17 protein-coding genes are annotated in these 16,834 nt (G+C 35.2%); 15 read left to right on the top strand and 2 right to left on the bottom strand.

All coding sequences use genetic code 11. From position 1 onward, the window contains the following. Positions 1-43 precede the first annotated feature (43 nt). The 9 genes from IAE51_RS06115 (at position 44) to IAE51_RS06075 (ending at position 8,250) form a co-directional block, all read left to right on the top strand. Positions 44-592, top strand: coding sequence for an ECF-type riboflavin transporter substrate-binding protein (locus tag IAE51_RS06115; RefSeq protein WP_012897180.1), 549 nt, complete (start codon positions 44-46; stop codon positions 590-592). 108 nt (positions 593-700) lie between these two features. Continuing rightward, positions 701-2,398: an ABC transporter ATP-binding protein gene (locus IAE51_RS06110; RefSeq protein WP_058206225.1), complete on the top strand. Its 1,698-nt coding sequence runs from the start codon at positions 701-703 to the stop codon at positions 2,396-2,398. Then, the gene (locus tag IAE51_RS06105) at positions 2,391-3,212 is read left to right on the top strand and encodes an energy-coupling factor transporter transmembrane protein EcfT (protein WP_143459080.1); all 822 of its coding nucleotides are present in this window, start codon (positions 2,391-2,393) and stop codon (positions 3,210-3,212) included. Before IAE51_RS06110 ends, IAE51_RS06105 begins: the two co-directional genes overlap by 8 nt. Positions 3,213-3,377: 165 nt before the next feature. Then, entirely contained in the window at positions 3,378-3,671 is a 294-nt protein-coding gene (locus tag IAE51_RS06100; protein ID WP_010905285.1) for a helix-turn-helix transcriptional regulator, read from the top strand. After that, positions 3,595-4,374 carry an ABC transporter ATP-binding protein gene (locus IAE51_RS06095; RefSeq protein ID WP_014570376.1) on the top strand — a complete coding sequence of 260 codons (780 nt, stop codon included), beginning with the start codon at positions 3,595-3,597 and terminating at the stop codon, positions 4,372-4,374. The genes IAE51_RS06100 and IAE51_RS06095 overlap by 77 nt, the downstream gene beginning before the upstream one ends. Next, on the top strand, positions 4,367-5,317 hold the full coding sequence (locus IAE51_RS06090; RefSeq protein ID WP_010905286.1) for an iron ABC transporter permease: 951 nt from the start codon (positions 4,367-4,369) through the stop codon (positions 5,315-5,317). The genes IAE51_RS06095 and IAE51_RS06090 overlap by 8 nt, the downstream gene beginning before the upstream one ends. 1 nt (position 5,318) lies before the next feature. After that, positions 5,319-6,257 (top strand): iron ABC transporter permease, encoded by a 939-nt coding sequence (locus tag IAE51_RS06085; RefSeq protein ID WP_012897185.1) that lies wholly within the window; start codon positions 5,319-5,321, stop codon positions 6,255-6,257. 84 nt (positions 6,258-6,341) lie between these two features. Next, positions 6,342-7,283: an iron-hydroxamate ABC transporter substrate-binding protein gene (locus IAE51_RS06080; protein WP_003131659.1), complete on the top strand. Its 942-nt coding sequence runs from the start codon at positions 6,342-6,344 to the stop codon at positions 7,281-7,283. A 61-nt stretch (positions 7,284-7,344) separates the two neighbouring features. Beyond that, positions 7,345-8,250, top strand: a complete 906-nt coding sequence (locus tag IAE51_RS06075) for a LysR family transcriptional regulator (protein ID WP_012897186.1) — start codon at positions 7,345-7,347, stop codon at positions 8,248-8,250. 57 nt (positions 8,251-8,307) lie between these two features. Here the strand turns inward: IAE51_RS06075 and IAE51_RS06070 are convergent, their stop codons facing one another. Together IAE51_RS06070 and IAE51_RS06065 are read right to left on the bottom strand one after the other, a co-directional pair. After that, complete coding sequence (locus IAE51_RS06070; protein ID WP_012897187.1) at positions 8,308-9,489, bottom strand: MFS transporter; 1,182 nt, start codon at positions 9,487-9,489, stop codon at positions 8,308-8,310. A gap of 12 nt (positions 9,490-9,501) precedes the next feature. After that, entirely contained in the window at positions 9,502-10,320 is an 819-nt protein-coding gene (locus IAE51_RS06065) for an aldo/keto reductase (RefSeq protein ID WP_029344816.1), read from the bottom strand. 141 nt (positions 10,321-10,461) lie between these two features. On the opposite strand from IAE51_RS06065, the gene IAE51_RS06060 reads away from it, so the two are divergent. The 6 genes from IAE51_RS06060 to IAE51_RS06035 all read left to right on the top strand — a co-directional run bounded on the left by IAE51_RS06060 (position 10,462) and on the right by IAE51_RS06035 (position 16,769). After that, the gene (locus IAE51_RS06060; RefSeq protein WP_003131654.1) at positions 10,462-10,809 is read left to right on the top strand and encodes a helix-turn-helix domain-containing protein; all 348 of its coding nucleotides are present in this window, start codon (positions 10,462-10,464) and stop codon (positions 10,807-10,809) included. Between the two features lie 25 nt (positions 10,810-10,834). Then, complete coding sequence (locus IAE51_RS06055) at positions 10,835-11,227, top strand: VOC family protein (RefSeq protein WP_003131653.1); 393 nt, start codon at positions 10,835-10,837, stop codon at positions 11,225-11,227. 176 nt (positions 11,228-11,403) lie between these two features. Then, positions 11,404-12,105: a phosphoglycerate mutase gene (locus tag IAE51_RS06050; RefSeq protein ID WP_003131652.1), complete on the top strand. Its 702-nt coding sequence runs from the start codon at positions 11,404-11,406 to the stop codon at positions 12,103-12,105. A gap of 173 nt (positions 12,106-12,278) precedes the next feature. Next, positions 12,279-12,842 (top strand): alkyl hydroperoxide reductase subunit C, encoded by a 564-nt coding sequence (gene ahpC / locus IAE51_RS06045; protein WP_003131651.1) that lies wholly within the window; start codon positions 12,279-12,281, stop codon positions 12,840-12,842. 66 nt (positions 12,843-12,908) lie between these two features. Next, on the top strand, positions 12,909-14,438 hold the full coding sequence (gene ahpF, locus IAE51_RS06040; protein WP_200094981.1) for an alkyl hydroperoxide reductase subunit F: 1,530 nt from the start codon (positions 12,909-12,911) through the stop codon (positions 14,436-14,438). A 165-nt stretch (positions 14,439-14,603) separates the two neighbouring features. Beyond that, positions 14,604-16,769 (top strand): penicillin-binding transpeptidase domain-containing protein, encoded by a 2,166-nt coding sequence (locus IAE51_RS06035; protein WP_058208279.1) that lies wholly within the window; start codon positions 14,604-14,606, stop codon positions 16,767-16,769. The last annotated feature ends 65 nt before the right edge of the window (positions 16,770-16,834 follow it).

The raw sequence follows: 16,834 nt of genomic DNA, 5'->3' as shown, positions 1-16,834 counted from the left end.
TCAAATAATTTTAGATAAAAATATTTTATAAAAAGGAGAAACAATGAAAAATAACTCTGTAAAAATTGTTGTTGCTACTGGGATTGGGGCTGCTTTGTTTGTGATTATTGGTTGGCTAATTAATATTCCTACACCAATTCCAAATACTAGTATTCAATTGCAATATGCGGTCCTTGCCCTATTTTCAGCCTTATTTGGCCCTTTAGCTGGTTTCTTGATCGGATTTATTGGTCATGCCCTTAAAGATTCATTTCTCTATGGTGCGCCTTGGTGGACTTGGGTTTTAGGCTCAGGTTTAATGGGCTTATTTCTAGCTTTTGGAGTCAAAAGAGAAACTTTGACTCAAGGAATTTTTGGAAATAAAGAAATCATTCGTTTTAATATTGTTCAATTTTTAGCCAATGTCGTAGTTTGGGGAATTATTGCTCCAATTGGGGATGTTTTAGTTTATAGTGAACCGGCAAATAAGGTCTTCACACAAGGAATTGTTGCTGGTTTAGTAAATGCATTGACTATTGCCGTAGCAGGAACTTTACTACTCAAACTCTATGCTGCTACCAGAACCAAATCTGGCTCACTCGATAAAGAATAAAAAGCTCCAGATATGCTAAAATAAAAGCAGCAAATATTTGCTGCTTTTACGCTTGTATCGGTTTAATAAAGCACAAAAAATAAAGTATCTCTAAAAAGAAGGATAAAAATGGAAGCCTTAATTTCGTTCAAAGATTTTACATTTAAATATGATTTACAAAAAAATCCAACTTTAAAAAAGATTAATTTGGAAATATTTCCTGGGGAAAAAGTACTGATTGTCGGTCCTTCTGGTTCAGGTAAATCAACGATTGGTTCTTGTCTTAATGGGATTTTGCCTCATTTACATAAAGGAGAAGCAAGTGGGGAACTCTCAATTGCTGGTTTGCCCTTTGGGACTTCAATTGCTGAATTATCTGAAAAGGTGTCGACGATTTTGCAAGATACTGATGGCCAGTTTATTGGTTTGAGCGTTGCTGAGGATATTGCTTTTGCTTTGGAAAATGATGGTCTGATTCATGATGAACTGGTCAGTAAAGTGGCCTATTGGTCAGACAAAACAGAAACAAATAAACTCTTGAATCATCGCCCCCAAGATTTGTCGGGAGGACAAAAGCAGCGGGTTTCTTTAGCTGGTGTTTTGATTGATGAATCGCCAATTTTGCTTTTTGATGAACCTTTAGCCAATTTGGACCCGCAAACTTGCTTAGAAACAATGGCTTTGATTAAGGATATTCATGAAAATAATGAAGTCACTACGATTATCATCGAACACCGAATCGAAGAAGTTTTACCGCTAGGCATTGATAAAATTGTCGTGGTCAACGACGGCGAAATTGTTGCAACTGGAAGTCCTGCTGAATTATTAAAAACAGAAATTTTTAATGAAAATTCATTACGCGAGCCCCTCTATCTCTCAGCATTAAAAGCTGCAAATGCTACAAAATTACTGACAGATTTTTCTGACCTAAAAAGTTTGGAAGTTCTGTCAGCAAAAAAATTACTGACAGATTTTTTAGACACTTATAAATTTACTGACAAGGCTGTCAGCAAAAATAATATTCTGTCAGTAAAAAATTTATCAGTAAATTTTGCTCAACATGAAGTTCTAAAAGGTATTAATATAGAAGTTCAAGAAGGAGAAAAAATTTCAATTGTCGGGAAAAATGGAGTTGGTAAGTCAACCTTTGCCAATGCGCTCTGTCATTTTGTTGAAGCGGGTGGCGAAATTTTATACCGAGGGCAATCGATTATTGCTGATTCTATTTCTGAACGTGCGAAAAAAATTGGCTATATTATGCAAAATCCAAATCTGATGATTTCGCAAAATATTGTCAGTGATGAGGTGGCAGCTGGTTTACGACTCCGTCATGTTGATGAAAAAATGATTCAAGATAAAGTTGAAGAAATTTTGAAAGTTTGTGGGCTTTATCCTTTTAGAAATTGGCCAATTTCTTCCTTGAGTTATGGTCAGAAAAAAAGAGTAACGATTGCTAGTATTTTAATACTAGAACCTGAAATTTTAATCCTTGACGAGCCAACAGCTGCTCAGGATTTACAATCTTATCGGGAAATCATGGATTTTCTTGACGAACTTAATCGCCGTCTTCATTTAACAATGATTATGATTACACACGATATGTATTTAATTACAGAATATAGTGACCGGACCCTTGTTTTTGCTGACGGGAAAATTATTGCTGACAGCAGTCCTTATCAAATTTTAGAAAATGAAGATTTTGTAAAAATGGGCAATTTAAGTCAACCAAGCCTTTATCAACTTGCCAGACAAACAGATACCAATCCCGTTTTACTGACAAAAGCTTTCATCAATTTTCAGAATCAGGAGAGATTAAAGCATGAATAATCAACTTAGTGTTCTAGGCTATCAAGCTGGAAATTCTTTTATTTACCAACTGAATGCAACAGCAAAACTCCTTTTCTTTCTATTGATTTCTATCAGCAGTATGGTGACTTATGATACGAGATATTTGGCTTTTGTTGCTTTATTTTCGGTAGTTTTATTTTATTTTTCTAAAATTCCTTTTTCATCAGTAAAAAGGGTTGCCCAATTTGCAGCAATTTTTGCGATTTTAAATCTGCTTTTTGTATTTATTTTTGACCCTGGATATGGCGCGCGACTTTATGATTCAAAAACAATCCTTTGGGGACCTCTTACTTTAGAAGAACTTTTTTACCTTTTTAATCTCGTCTTGAAGTATTTTTCAACCATTCCGCTCGCTTTACTCTTTATCTTAACTACTAATCCGAGCCAATTTGCCAGTAGTTTAAATAAAATTGGTCTGCCTTATCGTTCCTCATATTCGGTTTCCTTAGCACTGCGCTATATTCCTGATATGCAAGAAAAATTTTTAGCAATCCGTAATGCTGGACAGGCCAGAGGAATGGATTTATCAAAAAAAGTAGGACTTTTTTCGCGAATAAAATTAAATGTTCAATTGTTACTTCCTTTAATTTTTTCCAGCTTAGAACAAATTGATACTATTTCCACAGCTATGGAGCTTAGACGATTTGGTAAAAAGAAGAAAAGAAGTTGGTATTCTTATCAACCTTTGAATGTAAAAGATTACTTGGTTATCTTGCTTTCGCTTTTAGGAGTGGCGATTGTTATTCTTCTCTTCTTTGTAAATCAGGGCCGATTTTTTAATCCATTTCATTAATAAAAAAGCAGGTTTTCTGCTTTTTTTCTTATCTTGCAAAAATGGGTGGAAAATGGCATAATAGGACTTGTAAAAAACTTTTGACAAGCCAATTGTTTGCAAAAGATAATAAAATTTGAATTAAATCTTAAAAAAGAACTTCCAAAAGAATTAGAAGGGAAAAACATGGAAAATAAAATACGTGAATTGCGCCGATTATCTCATCTTTCACAAGAGGATGTCGCACATATCGCTCACGTCTCGCGTCAGACGATTAATGCGATTGAAAATGACAAATACGACCCAGAGTTAACGCTTGCTTTCAAACTTGCGGAAACCTTAGGGACAACCGTTGATGAGCTTTTTAACTATCAACCAACCGTTGTGAAAAGGAAAGAAAACGATGTATTTTGGTGCGAAAAATATCAATGTGTCTTATGGAAAAGAGCAGGTATTGAAAAACGTAACGCTGTCGATTGAAAAAGGAAAAACGACAGCTATTATTGGAGTCAATGGTTCTGGAAAATCAACGATTTTAAAGGCACTTGGACGTTTAATTAAATCGGATGGACAGGTTATCTTTGATAATCAACCTTTAAGTCAACATTCTAATCGTGAAATTGCTAGAATTTTAGCGCTCTTACCTCAATCAATTACTGCCCCAGCTGATATTACAGTCTATGAACTTGTCAGTTTAGGACGTTTCCCACATCAAAAATTAATGCAACAACGTCTCTCAAAAGAAGATATTTTGTTCATAGAAGAATTGATGAGAGAAACAAAGATTTGGGACATTCGAGAAAGTAAGATATCAGAACTTTCTGGTGGACAAAAACAAAGAGTTTTTATCACGATGATTTTAGCTCAAGATAGTGAGATTATTTTATTAGATGAACCAACGACTTATCTAGATTTAGCTCATCAGTTAGATATTTTATGTTTATTAAAAGATTTGGCGACAAAGAGAAATAAAACCATTGTTTACGTCATTCACGATTTAAATCATGCCGCTCGTTTTGCTGACAATCTAGTCCTTGTTAAAGACGGAGAAGTGGTTGAAGAAGGAACTGTTGATGAGTTATTTACTCAAAAAACGTTGAAAGAATGCTTTGGATTAGATGTCACTTTAGGATGTGATACCTTTACCAAAAAATTAATGATTACTGGGGTGAAAGATGCCTAAAAAACATTTTCTGACAATCTTTTTTGCCCTAGTTTTTTCTTTACTTTTTTTGTCAGTAATATACCTGATGCTTGGAAATAAAAATGTTCCTCTGACAGAAATTTTAGTAAATAAAATGGTCTTACAATTAAGATTTCCACGGTTAATAAGTCTATATCTCACAGGATTTCTCTTATCTGTCAGTGGATTTATTGTTCAAATTATGACTAGAAACCCAATTGCCGAAATGGCAACTTTAGGGATTTCTGGTGGTTCGAGCTTGGCTTTATCACTCATTTTAACTTTGGGTTGGTCAACGAATGATGGGATTTCAGTTCTAGTTTCATCACTAGGAGCATTTATTGCTTTAGCCGTCGTCATGCTTTTGACTGCCAGAACGCATTTTCAGCCATTAAAAGTTGTACTAGTTGGAACGTCAGTTGGACTTTTTGCAACTAGTTTAGCCAGCTCCTTGACTTTTGCCAGCCACGATACACAGGCCTATTTTCGCTGGATTGTGGGTTCTTTTTCAGGGATAACTAATACTAAAGTTCTTTTGATGGCAGTAGTAAGTCTTATTTTTCTTATCCTCTTGCTTTTATTTTCAAAACAAATTTATTTATTGAATTTTGGTGATGAGCTTGCTCAATCTTTTGGGATTTCTGTCAATTTTGTTCGTTTAGTCATTATGTTTTTAGTTGCGCTGGCTTCTGGTGTAACTGTTGCCTCAGTTGGGGTGGTCAGCTTTGTCGGTTTGATTGCTCCACATATTGCCAAGAAGCTTGTCAGAGCTAATTTTTGGCAAAATGTAATTCTGTCAGTACTGACAGGAATGTTATTGCTTGTTTTAGCTGATTTGATAGCCAGAAATTTATTTAAACCTTACGAATTTCCAGCAGGAAGTCTAACCATGCTTCTAGGTGCTCCCTTCTTTCTTTGGGTTATTACAAAGGAGGCAAAATAAAATGAAAAGAAAATTCACTTTACTTTTTGTCCTGCTTTTGGTTTTGATAGTGGTTGATTTGACGCAATTTTCAACAAATCCTCAAATTCTATCAATCCTAATTCCTAATTTTCGTCTTCCTCGTTTAATAACAATCCTGTCAGCTGGAATTGCTCTTTCCTTATCAGGCTTTATTATCCAAAATATTACAGAAAATCCTTTAGCTGATAGTGGAACAATTGGGATAACCTCTGGTGCTTCGGCAGGAAGTGTTGCTTTTTTACTGATTGCTGACCATTTTAAGCTGACAGGACTTTGGAATTTTTCCTATCCTATTTTTGCTTTAATAGGTGCTCTTCTTTCATTTGTCTTAATTTACTTTTTTGCCTTAAGAAAGCAAGTTTCTTCTGTCAGAGTTTTACTGACAGGAATTGCAATTACCGCTTTTTTCCAAGCATTAATCACAATTGGTCAGCTTTCAGTCAATGCCTTTGACTTTCAGAAAGTTGCAGTTTGGCTGTCAGGAGATATCTGGCAAACGGGAAGCACTTATTTGTTCATTTGTGTTCTCTTATTAGTAATTGGCTTGATTATTTTGCCATTTTTCTTAAGAAAACTTGAAATCCTCTCACTAGGCGAAGAAATGGCAACTACTTTAGGATTAGAAGTTCAAAAAACGAAAATCTATCTTTACTTGTTAGCGCTCCTTTTTGCAGCTGTCGGTGTTTTATTGGTTGGAGGATTAGCATTTGTTGGTTTAATTGCTCCTCATATTGCTCGTGAAATCGTTGGTTTTAAATCACGAAAAAGTTTAATTGCCACCGCACTTTCTGGTATGATTATTTTATCTTTTGCTGATATTATTTCACAAACAATCATTGCGCCATCAAGTTTACCTTTAGGTTTTGTAGTTGCCTTTATTGGCGCTCCATACTATATTTATCTTATTCAAAAAGTTTAAGAAATTAATTTACTTTTAGTAAATTTCTTATAAAAAAATATCGGCTTATTTTTAAAAAATAGCCTAAAAATAGAGGAGAATCTTTTGAAAAAAGTACTCACAACCCTAATCGCTGCAGGAGCTTTACTTACTTTAGCTGCCTGTTCATCAAATTCATCATCAAAAAAAGCGACATCAAGCGATGATAAAGTGACCTTTCACGCTTTAAATGGGGACGTCAAAGTTCCTAAAAATCCTAAACGTATTGCTGTTCAAAATTATCCAGATGAAGTCGCTTCATTAGGTGCAAATGTTGTTGGAACAGATTCATGGGCCTTTCCAAATACCTTCTTATCAAAAGACCAAAAGAAGAATATGGTTGATTTAGGAGCACCAAAATTCAATATGGAAAAATTAATTGCTCAAAATCCTGATTTGATTATTACAGTTGATAAAGACCAAGTAGCAGACTATCAAAAAGTAGCCCCTACTGTTCTTGTCAATTATAAGGACCTCTCAGGAATGAATAAATCATTGGATTACTTCGCTAAACTCCTTAATCGCGAAGATGAAAAAGCAAGTTTCCTTAAAAACTTTAAAAAAGAAGCCGATAAGCAAAAAGAAAAATTGGCAAAGGTTGATGTTAAACCAGCTAAAAACACAATTTCACTTCTTGAACTCCAAGGAGATAAGGTTTATGCCTTCGGTGACAATTTTGCTCGTGGCGGACAAGCTTTGACGACTGGTTTAGGCTTTAAAGAATCAAGCAAAATGGCCGAACTCTCAAAAGGCGTAGGTTATGCTGAAGTAAATACCGAAAGCTTAGGAGAATTTGATGCAGACTATATCTTTATTGACTTTGCAGATAAAGATAAAGAACAATATGCTGCATTAAAAAATAATCCAGCTTGGCAAAACCTCAAAGCAGTTAAAGAAGGACATGTGATTACGATGGACTACGACAAAGTTTACTTCTTTGGCGGACCAACAGCGGCTAAAGAAGAGCTGTCACTCTACACTGACGCTATCATTAAAGCTACAAAATAAAAAGAAAAAGTGTATAATCAACTTATACACTTTTTTTGTAAAAAATTAAGGACTTTATGACATGAATATTAAACAATTACGGTACGTCGTCGCCATTGCTAATAGTGGAACTTTTCGTGAGGCTTCAGAGCAACTCTTTGTTAGTCAACCCTCAATGTCGATTGCGGTTAAAGACTTGGAGCAAGAACTAGGTTTTCAAATCTTTGAGAGAACAAATACAGGTGCGACTTTAACTATTGAAGGCGAACGTTTTTATGAACAAGCACAGACTGTTTTACGTAATTTTGAAACTTTTGAATCAAAATATTCTAAGCCAAAAGAGTCTGATAAGACTTTCTCAGTTGCCAGTCAACACTATGATTTTCTAGCACCAGTTGCAGTGGAATTTGCAAAGAAAAATCCTGAAATCAAAAATTTTAGAATTTTTGAGTCAACCACTTATAATATTTTGCAAGAAGTGGCGCAAGGGCACAGTGAACTTGGAGTGGTTTATCTCAATAAACAAAATCGCTCAGGGATTTTAAGAATGCTCAATAAACTTGAATTAGATTACGAAGAAATTTTCTTATCGCAAACGCATATCTATATTCGCAAAGGCCATCCACTAGCTCAACGTGAAACAATTTCAGATGATGATTTAAAACCGCTGGATCGTGTGCGATTTACACAAGAAAATGAACAGTTTCTTTACTATTCTGAAGATTTGGTTGAGACTTTTGAAAATACCTTGATTTATAACGTCACTGACCGTGCAAGTTTAAATGGAATTTTAGAACGGACAGATGCCTACGCAACAGGTCTTGGTTTTATTGATAAAGAGAGCGTCCATAATGTAACAGTTGTCCCTATGGAGGGAGACAATGGAAATAGTTTGATTTTAGTCAAGCATCGTGGACATTTATTATCAAATGCGGCGACTTCTTATAAACGTAGTCTTGAAGTTTACTTTGAAAACTATGAATTTTAAACAATAGCTAAAATAAATACTCTCTGAATAATTTTCAGAGAGTATTTTTATAACTTATTATAATTTACTTGCTTGGTCTTTTTGAGCCAAACGAATGAGGAACATTGCAAGGAGAATGATAATGATTCCCCCAAGTGGAGTAAAGACAACACTTGAGCCTTTAGAAATTTGTCCTCCAACAAATGAGCCTAAAGTAATTCCGACATTGAAAGCTGCGATGTTAAAAGCTGAAACTAGAGTAATATCTTTTGGCGTAAATTTCTCTGCCAATTGAACAACGTATAGTTGTAAACCAGGGACATTCATAAAGGCAAACAAGCCCAAAAGTAAAGTTGCAATCAATCCCAAAGGTTGCGAAGCTAAACTTGCACTGATAAAAAGAAAAAGTAAACTCAAAGCTAAAGCCGCAAACATTTTTTGAAGGGCAGGTAGGATATTTTTATTTGCTAGATGTCCACCTAGTGAATTACCAATGGCAACCATCACACCATAAGCAACCAGAATAATCACTACTGTACTTGCTGAAAATCTAAAAGTTCCTTCAAGGATTGGTGTAAGATAAGTATAAGCCGCGAAAGTTCCTCCATAACCAAAAGCGGTGATAAAAAGAGACATTAAAATTGATTTATTAGTAAAAATTCTAGCAAGCCCACTTAAATTAATTTTTCCGGGAATTGGAAGCCCTTTTGGAACAAGAATACTAGTAGCAATCAGTCCAATTAAGCCAATAACAACAATGAAAACAAATGACATATGCCAGTTAGAGTGCTGACCAATGAAAGTCCCTAAAGGAACACCAATGACAGTAGCAACGGTTAATCCTGTAAACATGAGGGCGATTGCTGAGGCCCTTTTCTCAGGTCGAACAACATCAGCGGCAATGACTGTGGAAATTGACATGAAAATACCATGAGCAAGTGAGGCAAGAACCCGTCCTACTAAAAGTAAAAGGAAAGTTGGAGCGAAAGCTGACAGTAAATTACCAAGAATAAAGAGACCCATAATCGAAACCATCAAAGTTTTTCGATTCCAAGTTCCTGTAAGAATAGTTAATAAGGGAGCACCAACCGTTACCCCTAAAGCATAAAGAGAAACGGTTAAACCCGCTTGAGATAAACTAATATTAAAGGTGTTGACAATCATTGGCATTAAACCAACACTGATAAATTCGGTTGAGCCGATAGCAAAAGCATTAATTGCTAGAGCTAGAAGAGTGAGACTGGGAGATATTTTTTTCATTATGCTTCTTTCTTAAAAATTAAAATGTTCTGGATCTGGACCGACACGAAGTTCTTCATTGAGTGAATTGATAGCTTTCATATCTTCAGAGTCAAGTGAAAAATCAAAAATTTGACGATTAGCTATCATTCGTTCACTTTTAATAGATTTTACATTTACTAAAATATCTTGTTGAATATCCCAACGAAGAATAATTTGAGCCACAGATTTTCCATGTTTATCAGCAATTTTTTTGAGGACTTCATTGTCTAATAATTGACCTTGCATCAAAGGTGACCAAGCTTGAACCTTGATATCATGAAGTTCTAAGAAATTACGAAGTTCTTCTTGTGATAATTTTGGATGGAGTTCAATTTGATTTAATACGGGAGTGATTTCAGCATAGCTAAGAAGTTCTTCTAAATGTGATTTTTGAAAGTTACTGACACCAATCGCTTTTATTTTGCCTGCTTTATATAAATCTTCCATTGCTTTCCAAGCTTCTTTGTAAGCATAATGTGTGCCTGGCCAGTGGATAAGATATAAATCTAGATAATCTAAATCCAATTTTTTCAAACTTTCTTCAAAGTTTTGAATTGTTTCTTCATAAGAATGATTATCTCCCCAAAGTTTTGAAGTGATGAAAAGATCATCACGAGAAAGTCCTGTCATAGCCAAACCTTCTTTAATTCCTTGACCAGTTCCTTCTTCATTTTCATAAATTTTAGCTGTATCAATTAAACGATATCCGTTAACAATTGCGTTTTTGACAACATCAGCGGTTTCGTCATTTGGAATTTGAAAAACTCCCAAACCAAGTTCCGGAATTTCAATCTGATTATTAAGTTTCATTTTTTGCTCCTCATATATTTTATTTTGGCAGAAAATTAGTATATAATAAATAAAACCTCTTGAACAGTACCTACTTTTTTGTGTCATACATACTAAAAAGTAATAATTGGATAAAATAAGGGATTAGAAAGGAAATTAATTTTGAAAAAAATTTATAATATTGGTGTCGAAGCGACAATGGATGTTATTGGTGGAAAATGGAAACCAATTATTTTGTGTAATTTAAGACATAATCCAAGTCGTCCAGGAGAATTGAGACGTCAAATTCCAGGAATCAGTCAAAAAATGCTGACTCAGCAATTAAGAGAATTAGAAATTGATAATATTATCGTCCGTAAGGTTTATAATCAAGTTCCACCGAAGGTTGAATATTCTCTAAGCCCTTATGGTGAAACTTTAAATGGTTTATTAGATATTCTTTGCTCGTGGGGTGAAGGTCATGTCCAAACTTTAAAAAGTATGGGTGAAGAAGTTCAAATTTTAGAATAAGAGAACTTAGAAGAGGATCCGCAAGATGTACCAACCAGCTTTCAATAAAATTCATCACATCGCTATCATTGCCGCAGATTATGAAAAATCTCGTCAGTTCTACGTTGATATTTTAGGATTTTCAATCATTCGAGAAAATCATCGTCCAGAAAAAGGAGATATCAAGCTTGATTTAAAGATGAATGAAGAAACAGAAATTGAATTATTTATCAAATCTGATGCCCCTAAACGCTTAACTTATCCAGAAGCAAAAGGCTATCGCCACTTAGCTATTAAAACGACAAATATTGAAGAAGATAGAAATTATTTAATAAGTCAAGGAGTCAAAGTGGAGGAAATTCGTCAGGACGAAATTACTGACAGAAAAATGCTTTTTTTCTATGATCCAGATGACTTACCAATAGAACTACATGAGTAATTTTTAAAAAATGGAAATGAAGAAATGGTTTTTAGGTTAGCCAAAGCTTCTGTCAGTAAATAAAAGGGCTTACAGAAAATAAAAGCTAGAAAAAAAAGGAAAAATGTAGTAAAATTAACTTTGTAAATGAACGAACTAAATTTCGTTCAAGTAAAAATAAACGGAGAATACACAAAATGCCAAAATTAGTATTTGCACGTCACGGTGAATCTGAATGGAATCTTGCTAACCTTTTCACAGGTTGGGCTGACGTTGACCTTTCTGAAAACGGAACTAAACAAGCGATTGAAGCTGGTAAATTGATTAAAGAAGCTGGAATCGAATTTGATATTGCTTACACTTCAGTATTGAAACGTGCTATCAAAACAACTAACCTTGCTCTTGAATATTCAGATCAACTTTGGGTACCAGTTGTTAAATCATGGCGCTTGAACGAACGTCACTACGGTGGTTTGACAGGTTTGAACAAAGCTGACGCTGCTGCAAAACATGGTGATGAACAAGTTCACATCTGGCGTCGTTCATATGATGTATTGCCACCAGCAATGGATCATGATGATAAATATACAGCTCACGGAGACCGTCGTTACGCTGGTCTTGAAGATTCATTGATTCCTGATGCTGAAAACCTCAAAGTTACTTTGGAACGTGCTCTTCCATTCTGGGAAGACCAAATCGCTCCAGCTTTGAAAGAAGGAAAAAATGTCTTCGTTGGTGCTCACGGTAACTCAATCCGTGCACTCGTTAAACAAATCAAAAAACTTTCTGATGACGAAATTATGGATGTTGAAATCCCTAACTTCCCACCACTTGTTTTCGAATTTGATGACAACTTGAACGTTCAAAACGAATACTACTTGGCTCCTAAAAAAGCATAATATTTGAATGAAAATACTCTAAGTTATAGTAGATACTCATCTATTTAGGACTTAGAGTGTTTTTTTGTAATCAATGCAATAGTTTGTAAGTTTTTGAACAAATTAATTGATTCTTCATTTTATTCTTGAGATAATTTAATAGTAAAGCTTTAAAGAAGAAAAAGGAGAATCTTATGTCATTAGTAGGTAAAAAAATAGAAGAATTTTCAACAGATGCTTATCTTGGTGGGAAATTTATTAAAGTTTCCGATAAAGACTTTTATGGAAAATGGTCTGTGCTTTGTTTCTATCCAGCAGACTTTTCATTTGTTTGTCCGACAGAGTTAGAAGATTTAGAAGAAACTTATCCAACCTTGAAATCGCTTGGTGTAGAAGTTTACTCAGCTTCAACTGACACCCATTTTGTCCATGCTGCTTGGCATGAACATAGTGATGCTATTTCAAAAATTACTTATCCAATGCTTGCAGACCCTTCACAAAAAATTTCACGTGCTTTTGATGTTCTTGATGAAGAAGCAGGATTGGCTCAACGTGGAACATTTATTATTGACCCAGACGGTGTGATTCAAGCGCTTGAAATTACGGCTGATGGTATTGGACGTGATGCAAGTCAATTGGTCGATAAGATTAAAGCTGCTCAATATGTGCGTAATCATCCAGGGGAAGTTTGTCCCGCTAAGTGGAAAGAGGACGGAGCAAGTCTTCACGTTGGTATTGACCTTGTAGGTAAAATATAGAATAAAAAAAGTGAGTCTTGGCTCACTTTATTTGTCTTTAGAAACTTAATGACAGAAAGGTTTAATATGATTTTAGATGAAACTCTTCGTGCTCAGTTGATGCCTTATATGGATTTGTTGGAAAATCCAATTATTTTAAAAGTTGATGCAGATTTAGAGAGCGAAAATGGGAAAAAAATAGTAGAATTTACAGATGAACTTGCAAGTTTGTCCGAAATGATTTCAAAAGAAACAGCAAAACTCAATCGAAAAACAGCTTTCTCTATTGAAAGAGAAGGTGTTTCTGGAGTCCTTTTTTCAGGGCTACCATTAGGTCATGAGTTGAATTCATTGGTCTTGGCGCTTGTCCAAGTAAGTGGACGCCCTCCACGGATTGAACAAGAATTAGTTGAGCGAATTCAAGCGATTCAAAATCCACTTCACTTTGAAACTTATGTGAGTTTAACTTGTCATAACTGTCCAGATGTTGTCCAAGCATTAAACACAATGAGTATTCTCAACCCCAATATTAGTCACACAATGATTGAGGGGGGAATGTTTCAAGAAGAAGTGGAAGCAAAAGGAATTATGGCGGTTCCAACTGTTTTCAAAAATGGTGAAGAATTTCATAATGGACGAGCTAGTCTTGAAGAATTACTAGAAAAAATTACTGGTCCAGAGAGTTCGGAAGCTTTTTTTGATAAAGACCCTTATGATGTTTTAGTTGTTGGTGGAGGCCCTGCTGGTGCAAGTGCAGCTATTTATGCTGCACGTAAAGGGATTCGGACAGGTTTAATCGCTGAACGCTTTGGCGGTCAACCACTAGAAACTTTAGGAATTGAAAACCTCATTGGAACGCCTTATGTTGAAGGGGTTCAACTTGGTCGTCAGCTTGCAGAACATGTGAAAAAATATCCTGTAGATTTGATGAACTTGCAAAAAGCAGTTAAGCTAGAGAAAAAAGATTTGATTGAGGTGAGTCTTGAAAATGGGGCACTTCTAAAAAGTAAGTCAGTCATTATTTCAACGGGCGCTCGTTGGCGAGATTTGGGAATTCCAGGAGAGCAAGAATTTAAAACCAAAGGAGTCGCTTACTGTCCACATTGTGATGGTCCTTTGTTTGCAGGAAAAGATGTAGCGGTTATCGGTGGCGGAAATTCAGGAATCGAAGCAGCTATTGATTTAGCTGGTTTGGTTAGACATGTTACTGTTCTTGAATTTTTACCTGAACTTAAAGCAGACAAAATTTTACAAGAAAAACTTGCGACCCTAAATAATGTTACTGTCCTCACCAATGTAGAAACAAAAGAGATTTTAGGAGATGACAAGGTTAGAGGTTTGAATTATCAAGTTCGCGGCTCTAAAGAAACTGTTCATTTGGAACTTGCTGGTGTCTTTGTATTAATTGGTTTAGTTCCGAATACTCAGTGGTTGGAGGGAACAATTGACTTATCCGCGCGTGGAGAAATTTTGACTGATAAAGTTGGAGCGACAAATCTTCCTGGTGTTTTTGCAGCGGGAGATTGTACGGATAGTGTTTATAAGCAAATTATTATTTCAATGGGGACTGGGGCGACCGCTTCTCTAGGTGCTTTTGATTATTTAATAAGAAACTAAAATTTTAGATGACAAAAAAGAAAACGTATTTGAGTTTTCTTTTTTTATTTGATTAAATTGATAGGAATCAAAATTGTAAGGAAAAGTTTTCATAAATGTGGTAAAATGTTTAAGTACAAATTTTGAATGTAAAAACTATTTATAAAACTCATTCTTGGAGTCGAAATGTCAGATAATAAAAGAAAAAATGATAAGCGCAAGCAATCCGATAAGTCTAAAAAATCACATAAAGAAGTAAAAATTTTAAAAGATCCAACTAAATTAATTCCAAAACGAGTGAATCTCTTGTTTTTTGTTATCTTTGTTTTGTTTATGATTTTAATTGGAAAGCTCTTCAATATGCAGGTATTGAATTCACATTTCTATGCCGAAAAATCAATTAGTGCAGGTGGAGATGTTCAAATTATTGAAGGTGCGCCTCGCGGAAATATTTATGATGCAACAGGAAAAGCTTTGGCATCTACAGTTGCGGTTCAGGCTGTTGAATTTACAAGAAGTCAAAATGCTACTGCTGATGAAATGTATCAGGTAGCCAATAAGTTAGCAACTATTTTATCTAATAACATTGATGTTGCTGATTTGACAACGCGTGATAAAAAAGACTATTTCTTGGCTAATTCTAAAAATCTAGAAAAAATAGCTAATAGTTTATCTGAAAAGGAAAAGAAAGATAAACATGGTAATGATTTAAGTGGTTCACAAATTTATGATGTCGAATTAAGTAAAGTTAAAGATAGTGACTTGAATTTTACGGCAGAACAAACTTTTGCCGCAAAATTATTCAAAGAAATGAATAGTACTACTACTTTTAACACTACTAAAATTGCTACTGGAAATATTACAGCAGAGCAACAAGCGACAATTGCCGAACAAGAAGGCGATTTACCAGGAATTACAATTGGAACTTCTTGGGACCGTTCATATGCTCAAAATTCTTTGACACCACTTATGGGAACTATTACTTCACAAAAATCAGGAATTCCAGCAGAGGATTTGGATGCCTATCTTAAAAAAGGTTATCAACGTAATGACCGTGTGGGAACTGGGCTTCTTGAAAAGGGATACGAAAGTGAACTTCAAGGAACACATAATATCAGTAAGGTTAAATTTGACAAAAATGGTGATGTTTCTGGAACAAAAACAATCCAAAAAGGAAAACGTGGGGATGATTTAAAATTAACTATTAACCTAGATTTCCAAAACGGGGTTAATAATATCGTTAAAACACAATTAGATCAACTGATTGCCCAAGGCTATGGTCAGTATAATAGAGGGGCTTATGCTGTTGTGTTAAATGTTAAAACAGGGGCAGTCTTAGCTTTATCTGGCTATCAACGAGATCCTAATACAGGAACAATTACGGAAAATACTTTAGGGACTTTCCAAAGTGTCTTCACACCGGGGTCTGTTGTCAAAATGGGAACATTGACTGCTGCTTGGAATGCTGGTGTAATTTCTGGAAATGACACTTTAACGGCACAGTCTATTCAATTTAAAGATTCTAATCCTATCAATGACTGGTGGGGAGACGCTTCACCAATGGCTTTAACAGCTGTTGAAGCTTTGCAATATTCATCAAATACTTACATGATGCAATTGGCAATGAGAATGTTAGGTGCTCCTTATACGGCAGCTAATCAATTTTTGGATGATACCAACCGAGTAAAAGTTTATGAGCAGTTTCGTAAGGCTTTTGCTTCTTATGGTTTAGGGGCATCAACTGGTTTTGATATACCTGGAGAATCAACGGGATATCTCCCTTCAGCTAAATCTGAAGCGGCTTCTGGGGTCAATGTATTGTATGAATCATTTGGTCAGTATGATAATTATACGCCGCTTCAGTTGGCGGTTTATGCGGCAACTTTAGGAAATAACGGAACTCGTTTGTCACCACATATTGTTCAAGGAATTTATGAAGGTGGAACTGACGGACAGCCTGGCACGCTTATCAAAAATATTACTCCTAAAATCATGGATAAGGTAAATATCACTCCCGATAATATGGATGTTCTTCATCAGGGGATGTATGCTGTTGTTCATGGGGCTGGTGGATTGACTACTGGTCGTTCAATGGATTCATCAAAGGTTTCTATCTCTGGTAAAACAGGGACTTCCGAAAGTACAAAAGTATTGGCAGATGGTAGTCAAGTTATTGTAACAGCTAATAATGCAGTGGCCTTTGCTCCTTCTGACAACCCAGAAATTGCTATTGCGGTTGTACTTCCAGATAATACTGAAAGTAATGCTTCAAGTGGAACAAAAGCAAACCAAAGTATTGTAACGGGAATTACTGATTTGTATTATTCAAATGAGGCTTTTCGTAAAAATTAAAAAAAGTTCTCTCTGATAGGAGAGGCTTTTTATTTATAAGTGATTGAGAATTCTATCACCTTTCC

It is taken from the genome of Lactococcus sp. S64 (assembly GCF_016516525.1).
Taxonomy (GTDB): domain Bacteria; phylum Bacillota; class Bacilli; order Lactobacillales; family Streptococcaceae; genus Lactococcus; species Lactococcus lactis.
This window is presented reverse-complemented; position numbering and strand designations above follow the sequence as displayed.

Coding starts and splice junctions, on each gene's coding strand:
- IAE51_RS06065 (WP_029344816.1), bottom strand. CDS start 10,320: ATGAAACTTAATAATCAGATTGAAATTCCGGAACTTGGTTTGGGAGTT.
- ahpF (WP_200094981.1), top strand. CDS start 12,909: ATGATTTTAGATGAAACTCTTCGTGCTCAGTTGATGCCTTATATGGAT.
- IAE51_RS06095 (WP_014570376.1), top strand. CDS start 3,595: ATGTATTTTGGTGCGAAAAATATCAATGTGTCTTATGGAAAAGAGCAG.
- IAE51_RS06055 (WP_003131653.1), top strand. CDS start 10,835: ATGTACCAACCAGCTTTCAATAAAATTCATCACATCGCTATCATTGCC.
- IAE51_RS06035 (WP_058208279.1), top strand. CDS start 14,604: ATGTCAGATAATAAAAGAAAAAATGATAAGCGCAAGCAATCCGATAAG.
- IAE51_RS06050 (WP_003131652.1), top strand. CDS start 11,404: ATGCCAAAATTAGTATTTGCACGTCACGGTGAATCTGAATGGAATCTT.
- IAE51_RS06100 (WP_010905285.1), top strand. CDS start 3,378: ATGGAAAATAAAATACGTGAATTGCGCCGATTATCTCATCTTTCACAA.
- IAE51_RS06070 (WP_012897187.1), bottom strand. CDS start 9,489: ATGAAAAAAATATCTCCCAGTCTCACTCTTCTAGCTCTAGCAATTAAT.
- IAE51_RS06115 (WP_012897180.1), top strand. CDS start 44: ATGAAAAATAACTCTGTAAAAATTGTTGTTGCTACTGGGATTGGGGCT.
- ahpC (WP_003131651.1), top strand. CDS start 12,279: ATGTCATTAGTAGGTAAAAAAATAGAAGAATTTTCAACAGATGCTTAT.
- IAE51_RS06085 (WP_012897185.1), top strand. CDS start 5,319: ATGAAAAGAAAATTCACTTTACTTTTTGTCCTGCTTTTGGTTTTGATA.
- IAE51_RS06075 (WP_012897186.1), top strand. CDS start 7,345: ATGAATATTAAACAATTACGGTACGTCGTCGCCATTGCTAATAGTGGA.
- IAE51_RS06110 (WP_058206225.1), top strand. CDS start 701: ATGGAAGCCTTAATTTCGTTCAAAGATTTTACATTTAAATATGATTTA.
- IAE51_RS06090 (WP_010905286.1), top strand. CDS start 4,367: ATGCCTAAAAAACATTTTCTGACAATCTTTTTTGCCCTAGTTTTTTCT.
- IAE51_RS06105 (WP_143459080.1), top strand. CDS start 2,391: ATGAATAATCAACTTAGTGTTCTAGGCTATCAAGCTGGAAATTCTTTT.